Source organism: Micromonospora sp. IBHARD004 (assembly GCF_052814115.1).
Genome location: NZ_CP199934.1, coordinates 3,120,371 through 3,137,531, shown reverse-complemented (window position 1 = coordinate 3,137,531; position 17,161 = coordinate 3,120,371). Strand labels below are relative to the sequence as shown.

Genomic DNA, 17,161 nt, shown 5'->3' with positions numbered 1-17,161 from the left:
GGGCGGGAGGGGTCGCGCGCCGGGCGGCGTCACCACGCCACTCCGGCCTCGGCCACGTCGGCGATCAGGAGCTGCCCGTCGCGGAGCCGGTAGCGGGTCATCCGGCGCAGCGCGGGCCGGTAGACGTGCACGCTGACCGCCGGTCGGTCGCCCCGGTTGGTCACGACGTGCACGTGCCGGGCGCCGAAGCGCCGGCCGGCGCCGGCGGCCAGCCGATGTGGACGCAGCCGGTCGCCGCTGACCGTCTCCTCGGTGAGGGTGCCGGCGATGACCAGGAAGGCTCCGGGCGAGCCGCCGTGGTCGTGCAGGTCGGTGCCCTGCCCGGGCAGCCAGCTCAGTGCCCAGACCTCGTGGTCGGGCCCGGCCGCGAGCCGCGCGTACCACCGCTGCGCCCGGTCGAAGCGCAGCGGGACGGGCCATCGCACCGGGTCCGCGTGCCGGGCGGCGAGGGCGAGCAGGTCGACGGGGTGTGCGCTGGTCATGGGCGGGTCGTCCTCCCGGGTGCGGAGCGGCGCGTACCCCTCCACCATAGAAGGCAAACCCTATGGGTTTAGTAGGTAATACCGGATGCTGGGACGACTGTGGCCGCCGCGTCGGCCGGTCAGCGGACCAGCGGCGGGCCCACCCGGTAGCCGGCCACCGACGGCCAGCGCACCGTCAGCACCACCGACTCCCGCTCCGCGTACCAGGAATGGTCGACGCCCCGGCCCCACACCACGTAGTCGCCGGGCGTGCCGAGCACCACCGTGCGATCCGGCAGCTCCACCCGGAACCGGCCGCTGATCAGCACCAGCAGCGCGGTGCGCCGCTCACCGGTGGCCCACTGTGACCGGGCCTCCCCCGCCGGGTGCACACCCCACTTCACCTCGACCTCGGTGCTGTGCCGGACGTCCCCCGGCGGCTTGAAGTGGCCGAGCAGCCAGCCGGCGTCGGTGGCACCGTCCACGCCCGCGTTGCCGACGTACACCGAATCGTCCATCCACCCCTCCCGCCCGCCGGGCTGGCAAGCTACCAGGCGCGGCCAGCCCGGGTCCCACTAACCTGGACGGATGACCGACGATCTCGACGCGGAGACGCTCGCCTTCGCGCACCGGATTTTCGACCTGGCGCGCGACGGGGCGACCGAGGAGCTGGCCGGATACGTCGACGCCGGCCTGCCGGTCAACATGACCAACGGCAAGGGCGACACGCTGCTGATCCTCGCCGCGTACCACGCCCAGCCGGCGACCGTGGCCGCGCTGCTGGCCCGGGGCGCCGACCACGGGCGGATCAACGACCGGGGCCAGACGGCGCTCGCCGCGGCGATCTTCCGGAAGAACACCGAGGCGGTACGGGCGCTGCTCGACGCCGGCGCCGACCCGGACCACGGCAGCCCCTCGGCGGTGGAGACGGCCCGCTTCTTCGACCTGCCGGAGATGCTGGCGGCGCTCGGCCGGAGCTGACCCACCTGCCGGCGCGCCGACCGCCGGGACGGTATACAGGGTCGGTGGAGGATCCCGTACCCGAGCAGATGCGCACGGCGGCCAGCGCCCTGCTGGCGGCGCTCGACGAGTCGGGCCGGCGGCGCGCCGGCCACGCCTTCGACGACGAGCCGGCCCGGCGGTGGCTGGAGTACCGGCCCCGGCCCCGACCCGGCGTGCCCCTCGCCGACCTGGACGTGGCGGCCCGCAAGGCGGCGCACCGCCTGCTCGCCACCGCGCTGAGCCCGCCGGCGTACGCGCAGGCGATGACGATCATCGCCTTGGAGGAGGTGCTCGACCGGGCGGAGGGCTGGCGGCGCGGCCGGCACAGCGGCGACTACTGGGTGGCCCTCTTCGGCGACCCGGGCGCCGACGACCGGTGGGGCTGGCGAATCGAGGGGCACCACCTCTCGGTGAGCATGACCGTGGTCGACGACCAGGTCTCCCCCGCCCCGCTCTTCTTCGGCGCCAACCCGGCCACGGTCCGGCACGCCGGCCGGTCGGTCTCCCGGCCGCTCGGCGCCGAGGAGGACCTGGCCCGGGAGCTGCTCGACGCGCTCGGACCGGCGGGACGGGCCGCCGCGATCGTCGCGGACGAGGCGCCCACCGACATCATCAGCGCCACTCGGCCGACCGCGCCCGGCCGGCTCGACCCGCTCGGGGTGCCCCGGAACCGCCTCACGGCGACCGGTCGGGCGCTGCTCGACCAGCTCGTCGCCCTCTACCTCGACCGCCTCCCGCCGGAGCTGGCCGCCCGGGAGGCCGACCGGCTCGACGGCGGGGAGCTGCACTTCGCCTGGGCCGGCCCGACCCGGCCGGGGCAGCGGCACTACTACCGCGTCCAGGGCGACGACCTGCTGATCGAGTACGACAACACCACCGACGACGGCAACCACGCGCACACCGTCCTGCGCCGCCCGGCCAGCGACTTCGGCGCCGACGTCCTCGCCGCCCACCACGCCACCGCCCACTGACCCCCTCCCGTGCGGGGGGCCGTCAGGGGTGGCGGGCTTCGATGAGGAAGCGTTGGGCGTGGGCGACGAAGGGGCCCTCGGCGCGGATGCGGTCGTGCAGGCGGCGCAGCTCGTCGCGGTAGCGGTCGACGGTGAAGCCGGGCACGGTCCAGATCACCTTGCGCAGGAAGTACACCACGGCGGCGATGTCGTGGAAGACCGTCCGCAGGGTGGCCCTACGCAGGTCGACGACCGCCAGGCCGGCGGCCCGGGCGGCGGCGACCGCCTGCTCCGGGTGCCGGCTGGCCGGCGGCGGGAGCGGGCCGAGGACGGCCTCGCTCAGCTCGCGGACCGTGCCCGCCCCGATCTGCTGGGACAGATAGCTCCCACCGGGGCGGAGCACCCGGGCGATCTCGTCCCACCAGGTCTCCACCGGGTGTCGGCTCGTGACCAGGTCGAACGCGCCGTCCCGGAACGGCAGTGGGGGCGTCTCGGCCACCCGCACCACGGTGGCGCCGACCCGGCGCAGCGTACGGCGGGCGACCTCGACGTTCGGCGGCCAGGCCTCGGTGGCGACCAGCAGCGGCGGCGGCGTGGGCGTCTCGGCGAGCACCTCTCCCCCACCCGTGTCGATGTCCAGCGCGGCGGCGACGGTGGCCATCCGGGCGCCGACCAGCCGGGCGTAGCCCCACGGCGGGCGCTCCTCGGTGGCCCGCCCGGCGAGCCAGGAGAAGTCCCAGCCGTCGACCGGCACGCCGGCCCCCTCGGCGATCAGGTCATCGAAGTCACGATCCGCTTCCATCCCGCGAGCCTGCCGCCGGCGGGCGGCACCCGGCAATGGCATTTCCCGCCCGGCCGGGGCGACGGGGTTCGGCGTCGCGTCAGGCCGGCCGGCGGACGATCTCGACGGTGGAGCCGGTGACCGTGCCCAGCGCCTCGAAGCCGCTCGGCTCGACGCGGCCCCGGTCGAACTGGCGCATCAGCCGGGCGCCGAGCCAGACCCCGACCGCGCCGACGGCCAGGGCGAGCAGCTCGGTGGCGAGCAGCGCGCCGGTGGCGCCCCGCTGCGGCGCGTGGGCCCGGATCAGGCAGGCGAGCAGGAACAGCCCCGCCATCGCGGCGTTGACCAGGTTGAAGGTGACCGCGGTCCGGCGGGTCCGGCCGGCCCGGACGTCCCACAGGTCGACCATCCCGGCGACGGTGGCCAGGGCGGCCGCGACCAGCGCGGCGACGGCGCTCCAGTAGCCCACCTCGCCAAGGAAGGCGGGGCCGCCGGCGACGTCGGCCAGGTCGAACACCGCGGCGCTGACGAAGAGCCCGAACGGGAACGTCACCAGCATCGGTTGGATGGGGTTCCCCTGCACCCGCAGTCGGCTCTCCATCGGTTCCTCCCAGGATCGGTGCGGTGCGCCAGTCCAGAGTGCTACCCGACCGCCAATGGGGCGAAACGAACGCCGTTCAGCTCTCCCGGGGACGGGAGACGGTGATCACCAACCGCTCGGCCACCTCGCGCAGCGGTATGTCCAACGAGGCGGCGGCGCTGCGGAGCACGTCCAGCGCCTCCGGGGCCGGGCAGCCGCGCTGGGTCATGATCACCCCGATGGCCTGCCCGACGACCCCCTCCTCCAGCAGGGTGGCGTCCAGCTGACCGGCCGTCGCCGCCTGCCGGGCCCGGTCCCGGACCGCGGCCAGCAGCAGCCCGGCGTGCTCGGCGAGGAGCATCGCGGTGAGCTGGTGCCGGGTGGTCAGCCCGGGCGTCGCCTCGGCGTACAGGTTGATCGCGCCGATCACCTGCTCGTCGACGTCGACCGGCGCGGAGATCACCCCGCGTACGCCCAGGCCGCGGGCCCGGGTGGTCCAGGCCGGCCACCGCGACTCCTGGGTCAGGTCCTCCGCGATGATCATCTCGCGGCGGCGGATGGCGCTCATCGCCGGCGAGTCGGGGCCGTGCCGCAGGTCGTCCAGCTCGGCCAGCCGGGGGTCGGAGGCGGCCACGCCGGCCGGCTCGCCGGCCCGCAGCGCGGTGAAGCCGCAGCAGGCCACCCCCGGTACGGCGTCCCGGGCGATCCGGACCAGCTGCTCCAGCGCCTCGTCGAAGTCGGTGACCGTGATCAGGCCGGCGGTGAGCTCCCGCAGCAGTGCCGCGGTCTCCAGCACGCCCAGCGTGTCGATGGTCGACTCCCGCGTGTCCAGGTTCACCGGCTCGCGGTCCCCGCCCCCGGCGCGTACGACCACGCGGTGTCCCCGTCCAGTCCCATTGCCTGTGTCATCCCCGCTGCCTCTCCCTGACTCGAAAGCCCCGGGCTACTACCCTCCCAAATCAGGATCGAAACCGTGCAAAGGGGTCCCTTCCACGCGGCCGGCGCGTCGGAAGGGACCCCTGTGACGGTCAGCGGGAACCGGAGATGAGCCGTCGCCCGATGGAGGCGATCAACCGGTCCAGCTCCGAGCCGAACGGGTTGTCGTGCACCAGGTACGTCCAGGTGGCGGTCGGCCGGACCAGCTTCGAGGCGTCCGGCTCCCAGCCCTCGTCGAACTCGGTCTCCTCGAAGGTGGCGATGGTCCGCGTCTCGATCTCGGGGATCAGCGCGTTGAACGCGGGCACGGCGCTGCGGTGGAACTCGTCGAGGGGGTCGAGCCGGCCCAGCGCCCGCAGGTGCACGCCCTCCCGGACCTCGGAGAGCTCGGCCAGGTGGTCGGCCCAGAGCCGGTCCAGGTGATACAGGGCGATCGACCGGGCCGCGTCGGCAAGCAGGTCCTCGTCCATCTCGCCGGCCTTCTCCGGCACCCGCTCCAGCAGCATCAGCGCGGCGATGTCGCTGGTGAGCAGCCGCTCGCGCCGCTCCGCGAGGGCCTTGCGCTGCTGCTCGATCACCACGCTGTAGCGCCAGGTGTTGCGGTGGATCTCGTGGTTGACGCCCTCGGCGACCCGCTGGGCGTGCTCCACCGCGTAGTCCACCTCGGGGTCGGTGACCAGGCCGTCGGCGTTCATCCGCGGCGAGGCCGGGACGGCGTCGCCGGCGTGCCGGACCACCAGGTCGTCCTCCAGGCTGACGAGAAAGACCGAACCGCCCGGGTCGCCCTGCCGGCCGGCCCGACCCCGCAGCTGGTCGTCGACCCGGCGGCTGTCGTGCCGGCCGCTGCCGATCACGTACAGGCCGCCCAGCTCGGCCACCCGCTCCTGGTCGGCCTGGTCGCTGCCGCCGAGCCGGATGTCGACGCCCCGGCCGGCCATCTGGGTGGAGACGGTCACCGCGCCGTACGCGCCGGCCTCGGCGATGATCGCCGCCTCCTCGTCGTCGTTCTTGGCGTTGAGCACCACGCAGGGCACCCCCGCGGCGTGCAGCCCGGCGGCCAGCCCCTCGGACTCCTTCACGTCCAGGGTGCCGACCAGCACCGGCCGGCCCTGCTCGTGGCAGCGCTTGATCTCGTCGATCAGCGCCTCCACCTTCTCGGCCCGGGTGGCGTAGATCCGGTCCGGCTCGTCCTCGCGGACGCACGGCGTGTTCGGCGGGATCACCGCCACCTCGAGGCCGAAGAACTCCCGCAGCTGGTCGCCGACGAGCACCGCGGTCGCGGTCATCCCGCAGACCTTCGGGTAGAGCGCGATGAACGCCTGCACGGCGATCGTGCCGAGCACCTCGCCCTCGGCGGTCGCGTCCAGGCCCTCCTTCGCCTCGACCGCGGCCTGGAGCCCGTCCGGCCAGCGGCGGCGCTGGGCCACCCGGCCGCGCATCTCGTCGATCAGCTCGACCGAGCCGTCCCGGACGATGTAGTCGACGTCACGGTGCAGCAGGGCGTGCGCGTGCAGCGCCACGTTCACCGCGGAGAGCTGCCCGACGTGCTCCTCGTCGTACAGGTCGATGCCGCCGAGCTTGGCCTCGACGGTGGCCAGGCCGGCGGCGGTGAAGGCGACGCTGCGGCCGTCCTCGGCGACGGTGTAGTGCCCGCCCTTGCGCAGCCCGCGCACCAGCGCGGCGGCCGCGTGCACCGGGTCCTGCTCGCCGGGGACGGCGCCGGCGAGGACCATCGGCACCCGGGCCTCGTCGATCAGGATCGAGTCGGCCTCGTCGACGATGGCGGTCCGCAGCGGCTGCTGGACCCGGTCGTCGATGTCCGTGACGAGCTGGTCGCGCAGGTAGTCGAAGCCGGCCTCGCTGACCGAGACGTAGGTGACGTCGCAGGCGTACGCGGCGCGCCGCTCCGCGGGGGTGGACGCCTCGTTGACCCAGCCGACGGTGAGCCCGAGCAGGGTGTAGACCGGGCCCATCCACTCGGCGTCGCGGCGGGCCAGGTAGTCGTTGACGGTGAGCACGTGGACCGGGCCGTTGCCCATCCGCACGTGCCCGTACGCGGCGACGGTGGCGGTGAGCGTCTTGCCCTCACCGGTGGCCATCTCGGCGACCTTGCCGGAGAGCAGCGCCATCGCGCCGAGCAGCTGCACGTCGTACGGCCGCTGGTCCAGGCCGCGGCGGGCGGCCTCCCGGCCGACCGCGCAGATCTCCTCGTACCCGGTGGCGGCGCCGGCGGCCTCGGTCAGCTCGGCGTCGTCGAGCGCCTGCAGCTCCTCCTCGCGCGCCTCGATGGCCGGCAGCAGCTTCTCCAGCGGGGCCAGCTCGACCGTGGTTCCCGGCCGCTGGAGGAACTGCCGGAACCTGCTCTTCAACCGTTGCGACACACCCATGAGCGGCAACGGTACGCGAACCGAACGCGATTGTGCGGCCCGGCGGTCGGCAGGTCGCGCCGGTGTCCGGAATCGGCGGCATCCGCCCAGCTCAGGGCCTTTGCCGCAGGGTCAGCTGACGAGGAGCTGATGGGTGGCCAGCTCCCGGTAGAGGGGGCTGGTCACGGTCAGCTCGTCGTGGCTGCCGACGGCGACCACCCGGCCCCCGTCGAGGACCACGATCTGGTCCGCGTCCACGACGGTGGAGAGGCGGTGCGCCACGATCAACAGGGTGCGCCGGACCGCCACCGCGTCGATGGCCCGGCGCAGCGCCGCCTCGTTGCGGGCGTCGAGGTTGCTGGTCGGCTCGTCCAGCAGGAGCACCGGCGGGCCCGCCAGCAGCGTCCGGGCGATGGCCAGCCGCTGCCGCTCACCCCCGGAGAGCAGCACGCCGCCCTCACCGACCTGCACGCCCAGCCCCTCGGGCGCCCGCTCGGCCAGGTGCCCCAGGTTGACCTCGTCGAGGACGGCCCGGAGCCGGTCGTCCGGGGCGCCCGGCGCGGTGATCAGCAGGTTCTCCCGCAGCGTGCCAGCGAGCACCGGGGCCTCCTGCTCGACGTACCCGAGCCGGGCCCGCAGCGCCTCGCGGGGCAGGTCGCGCACGTCCACCCCGTCCAGGCGGAGCGCGCCCCCGGTAACCTCGTAGAAGCGTTCGACCAGGGCCAGCAGGGTCGACTTGCCGGCGCCGGAGGGGCCGACCAGGGCGGTCCGGGTACCGGCCGGCACGGTGAAGCTCACCCCGTGCAGCACGGGCGGCCCGCCCGGGTAGCCGAACCCGACCCGGTCGAACTGGATCGCCGCCGGCCCGCCGGCCGCCGGAGCCGCCACCGGCCGGGCCCGTCGGTCGCCGGCCCCCTCCTCGGGTACGGCGAGGATCTCCTCGATCCGGGCGAGGGCGCCCAGCCCGCTCTGCAGCTGGGTGTACGCGTGCACCGCCTGCCCAAGCGGCAGCACCAGGAAGAACAGGAACATCACGAAGGCGACCAGGTCGCCGACGCTGATCGCCCCGGCGGCCACCCGCGCCCCGCCGACGGCCAGCACGAGCAGGAAGGCGCCCTGGATGGTGACCGTGCTGGCCGGACCGACCAGCGCCTGCACCCGGGCCACCCGCAGCCCCGCCGCGTACGCCTCGGCGGCGCTGCCGGCGACGGTCTCCGCCTCCCGCGTCTCGGCCCGGCTGGCCCGGATGGTGCGGGCGGCCGAGATGGCCCGCTCGACGGCGGAGGTCATCTCACCGACGCGCTCCTGGGCCCGGCGGGCCAGCCCGCGTACCCGGCGGGCCCCGGTGAGGGCGAACCCGATGCCGACCGCGACGGCACCCAGCGTCACCCCGAACAGCGGCGGATCGAGCAGCAGCATCGCGGTCCCGGCGCCGAGCACCATCACGGCCCCGGTGACGGTCTCGAAGAGCCCGGAGGTGACCACCGCCCGCAGCAGGGTGGTGTCCGAGCCGACCCGGGAGAGCAGGTCGCCGGTGCGCCGGCGATCGTACTCGGCGATCGGCAGCCGCAGCAGGTGCCCGGCGAGCCGACGGCGGGTGCCCAGCACCAGCCCCTCCGCGGTCCGTTGCAGCAGGTAGTCGCGGAGCCCGCCGACCGCCGCGCCGGCCACCACCAGGGCCACCAGCGCCACGACGAGCCCGGCGATCGGCCGGGCGGCGGTCATCCGGTCCAGCACCACCCGGGTGAGCAGGGGCTGCCCGAGGGAGGCCCCGGCGCCGGCCAGCGACAGCACGCCCACCACGGCGAGGGTGCCGCGGTGGGCGCGCAGGTACGGCAGCAGGGCGGCGAGCCCGGGCGGGCGGGCGGCGTCCGTGGTCATGGCAGCACGGTAGCCGGCCCGGTCATCCCCGCCGGTCGGTGGCCGGCAGCCGGCGGCGAACCCCGTGAACCGCCGGCTCAGGGCGTGAGCACGACCTGGAGCTCCGACCGGCGCCGCTCGGCCAGGTCGGTCAGCAACGCCGGCGCCTCCTCGAACGGCACCACCGCCGAGACCAGATGCTTGCGGATCACGTCGCCGTACTGCCGGAGCAGCTCGATGGTCTCCGCGGAGAGCCGCTCCCGGTCCCAGAGGGGGGCGAGCCCGCGCGGCACCCGCCCGATCTGGGCGCAGCGCAGCGACAGGCCGTTGTGGTGGAACTCCTCGCCGAGCCGGACCTCGTCCGCGCCCGCCTGATAGAAGGCCAGGTCGATGACCGTGCCCTGGGGGCGCAGCAGGCGCAGGGCGAGGTGCAGCGCCCAGGCCTGGCCCCGGCACTGGAACACCACGTCGGCGCCGCGGTCGCCGGCGGCGTGGTTCCACCGGGTCTTGAGCACCACCGCCGGGTCGTCGGCCTCCGGGTCGAGGGTCTCCAGGCCCAGCGCCTCAGCCACCTCTCGCCGCTGCGGGGTCGGGTCCAGCACCACCACCGAGGCGGCCCCGTGCCGCCGGGCGAGCAGCGCGGTGAGCAGCGCGACGACGCCGCTGCCGACGACCGCGACCCGGCGGCCGCGCACGCCGTCGCCGAGCGAGCGGACGTCGGTGCCGCACAGGTCGGCCGCGGCGTGCAGCAGGCCGTTGGCGCAGATCGGACCCATGTGCGCGACGTAGACGCCGAGCAGTGGGTCGAGGTCCTCCGGCAGCGGCACGAAGCGTTCGGCGACCGGGTCGGCGACGTACCCGGTGCGGTGCCCGTAGGTCATCGCGCCGACGGTCCCGACCCCGATCGCCGGGGTACGGCTCTCCACCACCCGGCCGACCTGCATGTAGCCGAGCCGGTCCACCGGGTACGGGGCGGTCGCCTCCCCCGGCTGGAACAGGCCGAGGCCGGCGTTCCAGGTGACGTTGAGGTAGGGATTGGTGCCCTTGACGTAGCTCAGTTCGGTGCCGGCGGAGACGCCGCTGTAGAGCGTCTCCACCCGGAACGTGCCGTCCCGCAGCTCAACGGCGTCCTGCTCGACCAGCTCCACCCGCCCGGGGCCGCTGACCACCACGACCTTGTCACGCATCGACGGTCACCCCCGCGGGCGCGGCGTCCACCACGGCCGTCCGCGGCCGCGCGGCCGGCCCGGTGGGCAGCGAGACGCTGCGCCCGGTCCGCGCGGACTCGGCCACCGCGAGAGCCAGCCGCTGGGTGCGCAGGGCCTCCGCGTACGGGACCCGGACGTCGTCGCCGATCCCCCGTACTGCGTCGACGAAGGCCCGGTCGACGGCCGTCCGGGCGCCGTCCGGGTCGGCGGGCAGGTGCCGCTCGCCGTCCGCGTCGCAGATGGTCAGCCCGTCCTCGGCCAGCGACAGCGCCAGCCCGTCGGCGAGAATCTCCAGGCCGGCCCGGTGCTTCCAGGTCATCACGCACGCCGCGGCGAGCGTGCCGACCGCGCCGTTCTGGAAGCGCAGCGCCGCCGCGGTGACCGAGTCGATGTCGGCGCCGTCGACCGGCGGCGGGGCGCCGTCGCCGTACGCGGTCACCTCGGTGGCCTCGCCGACCAGCGCGCGGATCAGGTCGAGCACGTGCGCGGCCTGCTCGACCACCGGGCCGCCGGAGCGGTCCCGCCGGGCCCACCAGGCCACCGGCGGCACCTTGTCCAGCCAGGCGCCGTTGACCATCCGCACCGGGCGGTCGGCGAGCAGCTCCCGGGCCTGCTCGACCACGTGCAGGTAACGCCAGTGATGGCCGACCGCGGTCAGCAGCTGCCGCCGCTCCACCAGGGCGGCGACCCGCTCCGCGGTCTCCAGGTCCACCGCGACCGGCTTCTCCACGAACATCGGCACGCCGGCGGCGATCACCGCCTCCTCGATCGGCCCGTGCGCGAACGGCGGCACGCAGACGTACACGGCGTCCGGGCCGGCGGCGAGCAGTTCGTCCACATCGGCGAAGGCGCGGGCGCCGTGCGTCCCGGCCAGCGCCTCCGCCGCGTCCCGGGCCACGTCGGTCACCCCGAGCAGTTCCACGTCCTCGAAGCCGGTCAACACCCGGGCGTGGCGTTGCGCCACCCCGCCGGCCCCTACCAGTCCCACCCGGCACGCGCGCATTCCACAGACCCTCTCGCCACGGTTTCACGACTACCCGGACAGCTCTCCCCCTGCCGGCACCCCACCAAACCCGGCGGCCGGCGCAATCAGACCTTCATCCGCCGGGAACCGGCCGGTGCCCGGGCGTGATCAAGCTGATAGGCATGATCCGGTTAGCGCGGGGTCGGTAATGGGAAATCCCCTCCCCGCGTTTCCGCCACGACCTGGGGGTGTGCCTGTGCGGGATACAGAATCGATCGTCTCACCGGTGGTGGAGGCCTGGGCCACCTATCGGACCACGTCGGCCAACGACTGGCCGGCACGGCGCCTGCTGCGCGCCAAGGGTGACCAGCGGGTCAGCGTGGTGCTGCCCGCCCGTAACGAAGAGGCCACCGTCGGCGCGATCGTGTCGACGATCCGCGAGCACCTGATGGACCGACTCCCTCTCGTCGACGAGCTGATCGTGGTCGACTCCCGGTCGACCGACCGGACCGCCCAGGTGGCCCGCGCCGCCGGGGCCGAGGTGGTCAGCCAGGACGCGATGACCCGGGGGCTGCCCCAGCTGAGCGGCAAGGGCGACGCGCTCTGGGCCGGCCTGGCCGCCGCCGAGGGTGACGTGGTCGCCTTCGTAGACGCCGACCTGCGCGAGTTCCGGCCGCACTTCGTCACCGGACTGATCGGCCCGCTGCTGACCGACCCGTCGGTCGACTTCGTCAAAGGCTTCTACCACCGGCCGCTGGTGGGCGCGACCAGCGTCGAGGCCGACGGCGGTGGCCGGGTGACCGAGCTGATGGCCCGGCCGCTGCTCAACCTCTTCTGGCCGGAGCTGGCCGGCTTCGTGCAACCCCTCGCCGGCGAGTACGCGGGCCGCCGGGAGGTGCTCGAGCAGGTGCCGTTCGTCTCCGGCTACGGCGTGGAGACGGCGATGCTGATCGACCTGCTGGAGCTGGTCGGCCTCGACGCGCTGGCCCAGGTGGACCTGGGTGAGCGCAAGCACCGTCACCAGGACACCGCGGCGCTGGGCCGGATGTCCGCCCAGATCATGCTGACCGCCTGGTCCCGGCTGCAGCGTCGCGGCTGGGCCAGCCCGAACACCACGCCGGCGGCCCTGCTCACCCAGTTCAGGCGGGGTGGCTCCGACGCGCTGCCCAACCTGGACCGCGAGATCGTGGTCAGCGACGTCTCGATCGAGGAGCGCCCGCCGCTGGCGCAGCTTCGGCACCGGGTGCCGCGGCGGCGGGTGGCGGCGTGAGGCCACCGGGCGACGGTGGCGACGGCCGGTCCGGGCGACCGGCGCGCAGCGGTGACGGCCGGCCCGCGGGGCCGGTCGCTGGCACGCGGAGGGCCGACGGGGGCGCCGCCGAGGGAAGGAACCCGACACGATGAGTCTCACCGTCCTGATGAACGCCGGTCCCTGGTTGTCCGTGCCGCCCCCCGGCTACGGCGGGATCGAGAACGTGGTGGCGACCCTGGTGCCCGAGCTGCGCCGGCTCGGCGTCCGAGTCGTGCTGGCCTCCGTGGAGACCAGCACCCTGCCGGTCGACGAGAAGATCTCGGTCTTCCCGGACGGCCAGTTCCACGCCCTGCAGCGGCCGTACAACCAGGTCTGCGGGGTCTCCCAGGCGCACCTGAGCGGGGTGGTGCGCGCGCTGCACACCCGCGACGACATCGACCTGGTGCACGACCACGTGGAGGCGGTCGGGCTGGCCACCATGGCCGCGATGGGCCCGGACGCCCCGCCGGCGCTGCACACCCTGCACTGGGACCTGGCCAAGCACCCGGAGCTCTACGGCAACCTGGACGGCGGCGACCGGGTCCGGGTCAACGGCGTCTCCGCCTCGCAGCTGGCCCGCGCCCCGCAGGCGCTGCGCGACCACTCGGTGGGGCACGTGCACCTGTCCACCCCGCTCGCCGTCGACGCGGACCGCCGACCCCTGGTGGACAAGGGCGACTACCTGATCATTCTCGGCCGGATCAACCCGGGCAAGGGCCAGGACCTCGGCGCCCGGCTGGCCCAGCAGGTGGGCTTCCCGCTGGTGCTGGCCGGCCCGGTCGGGCCGTACCACCGGCCGGAGGACCTGGCCGCGGCCGGCGACGAGGCCCGGCAGAACCCGGACGTGCGGTTCTTCTACGACCACGTCGCCCCGCACGTCGACGGCGACCTGGTCCGCTGGGTGGGCACGGTCGCCGGCCAGGAGCGCGACGACCTGCTCGCCGGCGCCCGCGCCTCGCTCTTCCCGCTGCGCTGGGAGGAGCCCGGCGGCACCGCGGTGGTCGAGTCCCTCGCCCTGGGTACGCCGGTGGTCTCCACGGCCCGCGGCTGCCTGCCCGAGCTGATCGAGCACGGGCGCACCGGGCTGCTCACCACCGACGAGGAGGAGCTGGGCGAGCTGGTGCTGGCCGCCGGCCTGCTGGACCCGGACGAATGCCGGCGCGAGGCGGCCGCCCGGTTCACCCCGGCGATGATGGCCGAGCGGTACGTCGAGCTGTACGAGCGGGTCCGCCAGCTGGCCGCCCGCCCCCTGTTGCCCGCCTGAGCGCCCTAACCCGGCCCGGCCGAACCGCGAGGGGTGGCCGGGCCGGCGTTTGCCGCCCGCCGGAACGGGAAGCCACGCCGTCCGTTCCAGGTGAGGAGACGTCGTGACGAACTCGATGGCCCACTCCCGGGGCAGGCGCAACCCGGCCGACGGCCGCGCCCCCGTACGCCGGGCCGCGGCCGCCGTCGGCGTGATCTTCCTGATCATCGGCGTGCTCGGCTTCATACCGGGGATCACCAGCAACTTCGACGACCTGTACTTCGCCGGCCACGAGTCGGACGCGAAGCTGTTCGGCCTGTTCCAGGTCTCGGTGCTGCACAACATCGTGCACCTGCTCTTCGGCATCGCCGGCCTGGCGCTGTCCCGGACGGTCTCCGGCGCCCGGACGTACCTGATCGGCGGAGGCGCCATCTATCTGGTGCTCTGGCTCTACGGCCTGGTGGTCGACCACTCCAGCGGAGCGAACTTCATCCCGCTCAACGGGGCCGACAACTGGCTCCACTTGTTCCTCGGCATCGGCATGATCGCCCTCGGCCTGCTCACCACGCGCGGCGTGAATCGTCGCTGAGCAGAACCGGGTGGGCGGCTGGTCCGGTTTGACCGGGCTGGGCGGCGGGTAGTTCGCAGGTCCGCGACGAGACGGAATCGAGGGCGCCATGCCGAGCCGGATCAGCTGCGAGGTCCGCGACGAGTCGCCGGTCACCCTCGTACGGCTTACGGGCGCGCTCGACCTGGCGACCATGCGCACGGTGCACACCGTGCTGGACCGCTGCCTCACCGCCCAGCCGGACGCCCTGGTGGTCGACCTGGCCGAGGTCGACGTGGTCGACCGGCTGGCGCTCTCCGTCTTCGCCGCCGCCGCCCGGCGGGCCGCCGACTGGCCCGCGGTGCCGGTGGTGCTCTGCGCCCCGCCGCCGGACGCGGCGGCCTGGCTCGCCGAGACGACCGCGTGCCGGGTGGTGCCGGTGCGGCCCGACTGCGCGGAGGCCACCGCGCTGGCCGGCGCGTCGGCGGCGCCGCGGCTGCGGGCCCGGCTGGAGCCGGTCGCCGGCGCCTGCCGACGGGCCCGGGAGCTGGTCACCGACGCCTGCGGGCGGTGGAACATCCCCGAGCTGATCGGGCCGGCCTCGCTGGTGCTGACCGAGCTGGTGGGGAACGTGGTCCGGCACGCCGGCACGCCGATGCAGGTCACGGTGACCCTGCGGTGGCCGTACCTCCAGCTGGCCGTGACGGACGGCAGCCGGGTCGCGGCCCGGGCCGCGGCCGGGCAGGACCTGCGGGCCGAGGGGGGCCGGGGGCTGCTGCTGGTCCGCGAGCTGACCCAGCGCTGGGGCAGCGCGCCGACGGGTGACGGCAAGGTCGTCTGGGCGATGCTACCGGCGAACTGACCGAATTTTCCGCTCTCGCCTGGTTTTATGGGCAGAGGGCCGGGTAGGCGTGCCCGTCCTTTCTGTCGTCACGACGGGGTGAGAGATATGCCGAAGCGGGTAGTCACGGAGCCGGCACGAGACCGGGGGCCCGCGATCCTCGCGCCCGCCCGGTTCGGCGGCTATCCCGGCCCGGTACGGACCGCCATCAGAGGCAATTCGCTGCTCAAGCTGCTTGGTACGACCGACGCCAAGCTGATCGGCCTGCTCTACCTGGTGACGTCATTCGGCTTCTTCCTGATCGGCGGGGTGCTGGCGCTGCTCCTGCGGGCCGAGCTGGCCCGTCCGGGCATGCAGTTCCTCTCCCCCGAGCAGTACAACCAGTCGTTCACCATGCACGGCACGATCATGCTGCTGCTCTTCGCCACCCCGCTCGTGTTCGCCTTCGGCAACTACATCGTCCCCTTGCAGATCGGCGCGCCGGACGTCTCGTTCCCCCGGCTTAACGCCCTCGCCTACTGGCTCTACCTGTTCGGCGGCTCGATCGTGGTGGGCGGGTTCTTCGTCCCGGGCGGGGCGGCCGACTTCGGCTGGTTCGCGTACACCCCGTTGAGCCTGTCCCAGCACAGCCCGGGTGTCGGCGGAAACATGTGGATCGTCGGGCTGGCCCTCTCCGGCCTCGGCACGATCCTCGGCGCGGTCAACATGATCACCACGATCATCACCCTGCGCGCCCCCGGGATGACCATGTTCCGGATGCCGGTCTTCACCTGGAACCTGCTGCTGACCAGCGTCCTGGTGATCCTGGTCTTCCCGCTGCTGGCCGCCGCGCTCTTCGTGCTCGCCTCGGACCGGATCCTGCACTCACACGTCTTCGACCCGACCACCGGCGGGCCGATGCTCTGGCAGCATCTGTTCTGGTTCTTCGGCCATCCCGAGGTGTACATCGTGGCGCTGCCGTTCTTCGGCATCATCACCGAGATAATCCCGGTCTTCGCCCGCAAGCCGATCTTCGGCTACACCGGTATTGTGCTCGCCACCATCGCGATCACCGTGCTGTCGATGAGCGTCTGGGCGCACCACATGTTCGGCACCGGCCAGGTGCTGCTGCCGTTCTTCAGCATCATGAGCTACCTCATCGCCGTGCCGACCGGGGTGAAGTTCTTCAACTGGATCGGCACCATGTGGAAGGGGCAGCTCACCTTCGAGACGCCGATGCTCTTCGCCATCGGCTTCCTGACCACCTTCCTGCTCGGCGGCCTGACCGGGGTGCTGCTGGCCAGCCCGCCGGCGGACTTCCACACCACCGACACCTACTTCGTGGTGGCGCACTTCCACTACGTGCTCTTCGGCACGATCGTCTTCGCCGCGTTCGGCGGGGTCTACTTCTGGTTCCCGAAGATGACCGGGCGGCTGCTCGACGAACCCCTGGGCAAGGCGCATTTCTGGACCATGTTCGTCGGCTTCCACATGACCTTCCTGGTCCAGCACTGGCTCGGCAACGAGGGCATGCCCCGGCGGTACGCCGACTACCTGCCCACCGACGGCTTCACCACCCTGAACACGATCTCCAGCATCGGGTCGTTCATCCTGGGCGTGTCCACCCTGTTCTTCATCTACAACGTCTGGAAGTCCTGGCGGTACGGCACGATGGTCTCCGTCGACGACCCGTGGGGCTTCGGCAATTCCCTGGAGTGGGCCACCACCTGCCCGCCCCCGCTGCGCAACTTCGACCGGATGCCCCGGATCCGCTCCGAGCGTCCCGCCTTCGACGCCAAGTACGGCCAGCTCGTCGCCAACCTGGGCCGGGACCTGCCGCAGCGCACCACGAAGCCGCCGCAGCACTTCGCCGAGGAGCTGCATCTCGAGCCGCACGTCCCCGAGGCGCCGGCCGCCGAGGGGGCGCACGGCGCCCGCGCGGCCGTCGAGTACCAGCCCGCGCCGCAGTCCGGGGCACGGCCGGTGGTGGTGCCGGAGCCGGAGGAGATCCGCCGGCCGAGCTTCGAGGAGTACGAGGTGCCCGAGGAGGTCGAGCCGGGCGCGGAGCCCCGGCCGCGGGAGAGCGAGCGGTGGCGGCACCCCCGCGGGCATGACGAGGAGAACCCCGAGCGCTGAGCGGTCACGAAACGGA

The 17,161-nt window shown here is 73.9% G+C and carries 16 protein-coding genes; 7 read left to right on the top strand and 9 right to left on the bottom strand.

Going from position 1 to position 17,161, the window contains the following annotated elements; all coding sequences use genetic code 11:
• Positions 1–29: 29 nt before the first annotated feature.
• Both ACTWO6_RS15210 and ACTWO6_RS15205 read right to left on the bottom strand, forming a co-directional pair.
• Positions 30–482, bottom strand: a complete 453-nt coding sequence (locus ACTWO6_RS15210) for a cysteine dioxygenase (RefSeq protein ID WP_446220671.1) — start codon at positions 480–482, stop codon at positions 30–32.
• Positions 483–601: 119 nt separating this feature from the next.
• On the bottom strand, positions 602–979 hold the full coding sequence (locus ACTWO6_RS15205) for a signal peptidase I (RefSeq protein ID WP_446220262.1): 378 nt from the start codon (positions 977–979) through the stop codon (positions 602–604).
• A 70-nt stretch (positions 980–1,049) separates the two neighbouring features.
• Here ACTWO6_RS15205 and ACTWO6_RS15200 point away from each other — a divergent pair, with 70 nt between their 5' ends.
• Together ACTWO6_RS15200 and ACTWO6_RS15195 are read left to right on the top strand one after the other, a co-directional pair.
• Positions 1,050–1,442, top strand: coding sequence for an ankyrin repeat domain-containing protein (locus tag ACTWO6_RS15200; protein WP_446220261.1), 393 nt, complete (start codon positions 1,050–1,052; stop codon positions 1,440–1,442).
• Positions 1,443–1,510: 68 nt separating this feature from the next.
• A complete protein-coding gene (locus tag ACTWO6_RS15195; RefSeq protein ID WP_446220670.1) occupies positions 1,511–2,434 on the top strand; it encodes a DUF3500 domain-containing protein in 924 nt (307 codons plus the stop codon).
• Between the two features lie 22 nt (positions 2,435–2,456).
• Here the strand turns inward: ACTWO6_RS15195 and ACTWO6_RS15190 are convergent, their stop codons facing one another.
• The 7 genes from ACTWO6_RS15190 to ACTWO6_RS15160 form a co-directional block, all read right to left on the bottom strand.
• A complete protein-coding gene (locus ACTWO6_RS15190; protein ID WP_446220260.1) occupies positions 2,457–3,215 on the bottom strand; it encodes a class I SAM-dependent methyltransferase in 759 nt (252 codons plus the stop codon).
• Between the two features lie 79 nt (positions 3,216–3,294).
• The gene (locus ACTWO6_RS15185; protein ID WP_446220259.1) at positions 3,295–3,795 is read right to left on the bottom strand and encodes a DUF2231 domain-containing protein; all 501 of its coding nucleotides are present in this window, start codon (positions 3,793–3,795) and stop codon (positions 3,295–3,297) included.
• A gap of 76 nt (positions 3,796–3,871) precedes the next feature.
• Complete coding sequence (locus tag ACTWO6_RS15180) at positions 3,872–4,612, bottom strand: GAF and ANTAR domain-containing protein (protein WP_446220669.1); 741 nt, start codon at positions 4,610–4,612, stop codon at positions 3,872–3,874.
• A 190-nt stretch (positions 4,613–4,802) separates the two neighbouring features.
• The gene (gene secA2 / locus ACTWO6_RS15175) at positions 4,803–7,097 is read right to left on the bottom strand and encodes an accessory Sec system translocase SecA2 (RefSeq protein WP_446220258.1); all 2,295 of its coding nucleotides are present in this window, start codon (positions 7,095–7,097) and stop codon (positions 4,803–4,805) included.
• Positions 7,098–7,208: 111 nt separating this feature from the next.
• On the bottom strand, positions 7,209–8,957 hold the full coding sequence (locus ACTWO6_RS15170; protein WP_446220257.1) for an ABC transporter ATP-binding protein: 1,749 nt from the start codon (positions 8,955–8,957) through the stop codon (positions 7,209–7,211).
• A gap of 77 nt (positions 8,958–9,034) precedes the next feature.
• Positions 9,035–10,123, bottom strand: a complete 1,089-nt coding sequence (locus tag ACTWO6_RS15165; RefSeq protein WP_446220256.1) for a zinc-binding dehydrogenase — start codon at positions 10,121–10,123, stop codon at positions 9,035–9,037.
• Positions 10,116–11,147 carry a Gfo/Idh/MocA family protein gene (locus ACTWO6_RS15160; protein WP_446220255.1) on the bottom strand — a complete coding sequence of 344 codons (1,032 nt, stop codon included), beginning with the start codon at positions 11,145–11,147 and terminating at the stop codon, positions 10,116–10,118. The genes ACTWO6_RS15165 and ACTWO6_RS15160 overlap by 8 nt, the downstream gene beginning before the upstream one ends.
• Positions 11,148–11,364: 217 nt before the next feature.
• Between ACTWO6_RS15160 and ACTWO6_RS15155 the strand changes: the two genes are divergently transcribed.
• The 5 genes from ACTWO6_RS15155 (at position 11,365) to ctaD (ending at position 17,145) form a co-directional block, all read left to right on the top strand.
• Complete coding sequence (locus tag ACTWO6_RS15155) at positions 11,365–12,378, top strand: glucosyl-3-phosphoglycerate synthase (RefSeq protein WP_446220254.1); 1,014 nt, start codon at positions 11,365–11,367, stop codon at positions 12,376–12,378.
• A gap of 130 nt (positions 12,379–12,508) precedes the next feature.
• On the top strand, positions 12,509–13,663 hold the full coding sequence (locus ACTWO6_RS15150; protein WP_446220253.1) for a glycosyltransferase: 1,155 nt from the start codon (positions 12,509–12,511) through the stop codon (positions 13,661–13,663).
• Between the two features lie 115 nt (positions 13,664–13,778).
• The gene (locus ACTWO6_RS15145; RefSeq protein ID WP_446220668.1) at positions 13,779–14,231 is read left to right on the top strand and encodes a DUF4383 domain-containing protein; all 453 of its coding nucleotides are present in this window, start codon (positions 13,779–13,781) and stop codon (positions 14,229–14,231) included.
• A gap of 88 nt (positions 14,232–14,319) precedes the next feature.
• The gene (locus tag ACTWO6_RS15140) at positions 14,320–15,051 is read left to right on the top strand and encodes an STAS domain-containing protein (protein WP_446220252.1); all 732 of its coding nucleotides are present in this window, start codon (positions 14,320–14,322) and stop codon (positions 15,049–15,051) included.
• An 87-nt stretch (positions 15,052–15,138) separates the two neighbouring features.
• Positions 15,139–17,145: an aa3-type cytochrome oxidase subunit I gene (ctaD, locus tag ACTWO6_RS15135; protein WP_446220251.1), complete on the top strand. Its 2,007-nt coding sequence runs from the start codon at positions 15,139–15,141 to the stop codon at positions 17,143–17,145.
• Positions 17,146–17,161: the final 16 nt, after the last annotated feature.

What these genes read in the sequence shown, in the direction of transcription:
- ACTWO6_RS15200 (WP_446220261.1), top strand. Translation starts at nt 1,050, where the DNA reads ATGACCGACGATCTCGACGCGGAGACGCTCGCCTTCGCGCACCGGATT.
- ctaD (WP_446220251.1), top strand. Translation starts at nt 15,139, where the DNA reads ATGCCGAAGCGGGTAGTCACGGAGCCGGCACGAGACCGGGGGCCCGCG.
- secA2 (WP_446220258.1), bottom strand. Translation starts at nt 7,097, where the DNA reads ATGGGTGTGTCGCAACGGTTGAAGAGCAGGTTCCGGCAGTTCCTCCAG.
- ACTWO6_RS15140 (WP_446220252.1), top strand. Translation starts at nt 14,320, where the DNA reads ATGCCGAGCCGGATCAGCTGCGAGGTCCGCGACGAGTCGCCGGTCACC.
- ACTWO6_RS15170 (WP_446220257.1), bottom strand. Translation starts at nt 8,957, where the DNA reads ATGACCACGGACGCCGCCCGCCCGCCCGGGCTCGCCGCCCTGCTGCCG.
- ACTWO6_RS15190 (WP_446220260.1), bottom strand. Translation starts at nt 3,215, where the DNA reads ATGGAAGCGGATCGTGACTTCGATGACCTGATCGCCGAGGGGGCCGGC.
- ACTWO6_RS15145 (WP_446220668.1), top strand. Translation starts at nt 13,779, where the DNA reads ATGGCCCACTCCCGGGGCAGGCGCAACCCGGCCGACGGCCGCGCCCCC.
- ACTWO6_RS15210 (WP_446220671.1), bottom strand. Translation starts at nt 482, where the DNA reads ATGACCAGCGCACACCCCGTCGACCTGCTCGCCCTCGCCGCCCGGCAC.
- ACTWO6_RS15150 (WP_446220253.1), top strand. Translation starts at nt 12,509, where the DNA reads ATGAGTCTCACCGTCCTGATGAACGCCGGTCCCTGGTTGTCCGTGCCG.
- ACTWO6_RS15165 (WP_446220256.1), bottom strand. Translation starts at nt 10,123, where the DNA reads ATGCGTGACAAGGTCGTGGTGGTCAGCGGCCCCGGGCGGGTGGAGCTG.
- ACTWO6_RS15195 (WP_446220670.1), top strand. Translation starts at nt 1,511, where the DNA reads ATGCGCACGGCGGCCAGCGCCCTGCTGGCGGCGCTCGACGAGTCGGGC.
- ACTWO6_RS15185 (WP_446220259.1), bottom strand. Translation starts at nt 3,795, where the DNA reads ATGGAGAGCCGACTGCGGGTGCAGGGGAACCCCATCCAACCGATGCTG.
- ACTWO6_RS15160 (WP_446220255.1), bottom strand. Translation starts at nt 11,147, where the DNA reads ATGCGCGCGTGCCGGGTGGGACTGGTAGGGGCCGGCGGGGTGGCGCAA.
- ACTWO6_RS15205 (WP_446220262.1), bottom strand. Translation starts at nt 979, where the DNA reads ATGGACGATTCGGTGTACGTCGGCAACGCGGGCGTGGACGGTGCCACC.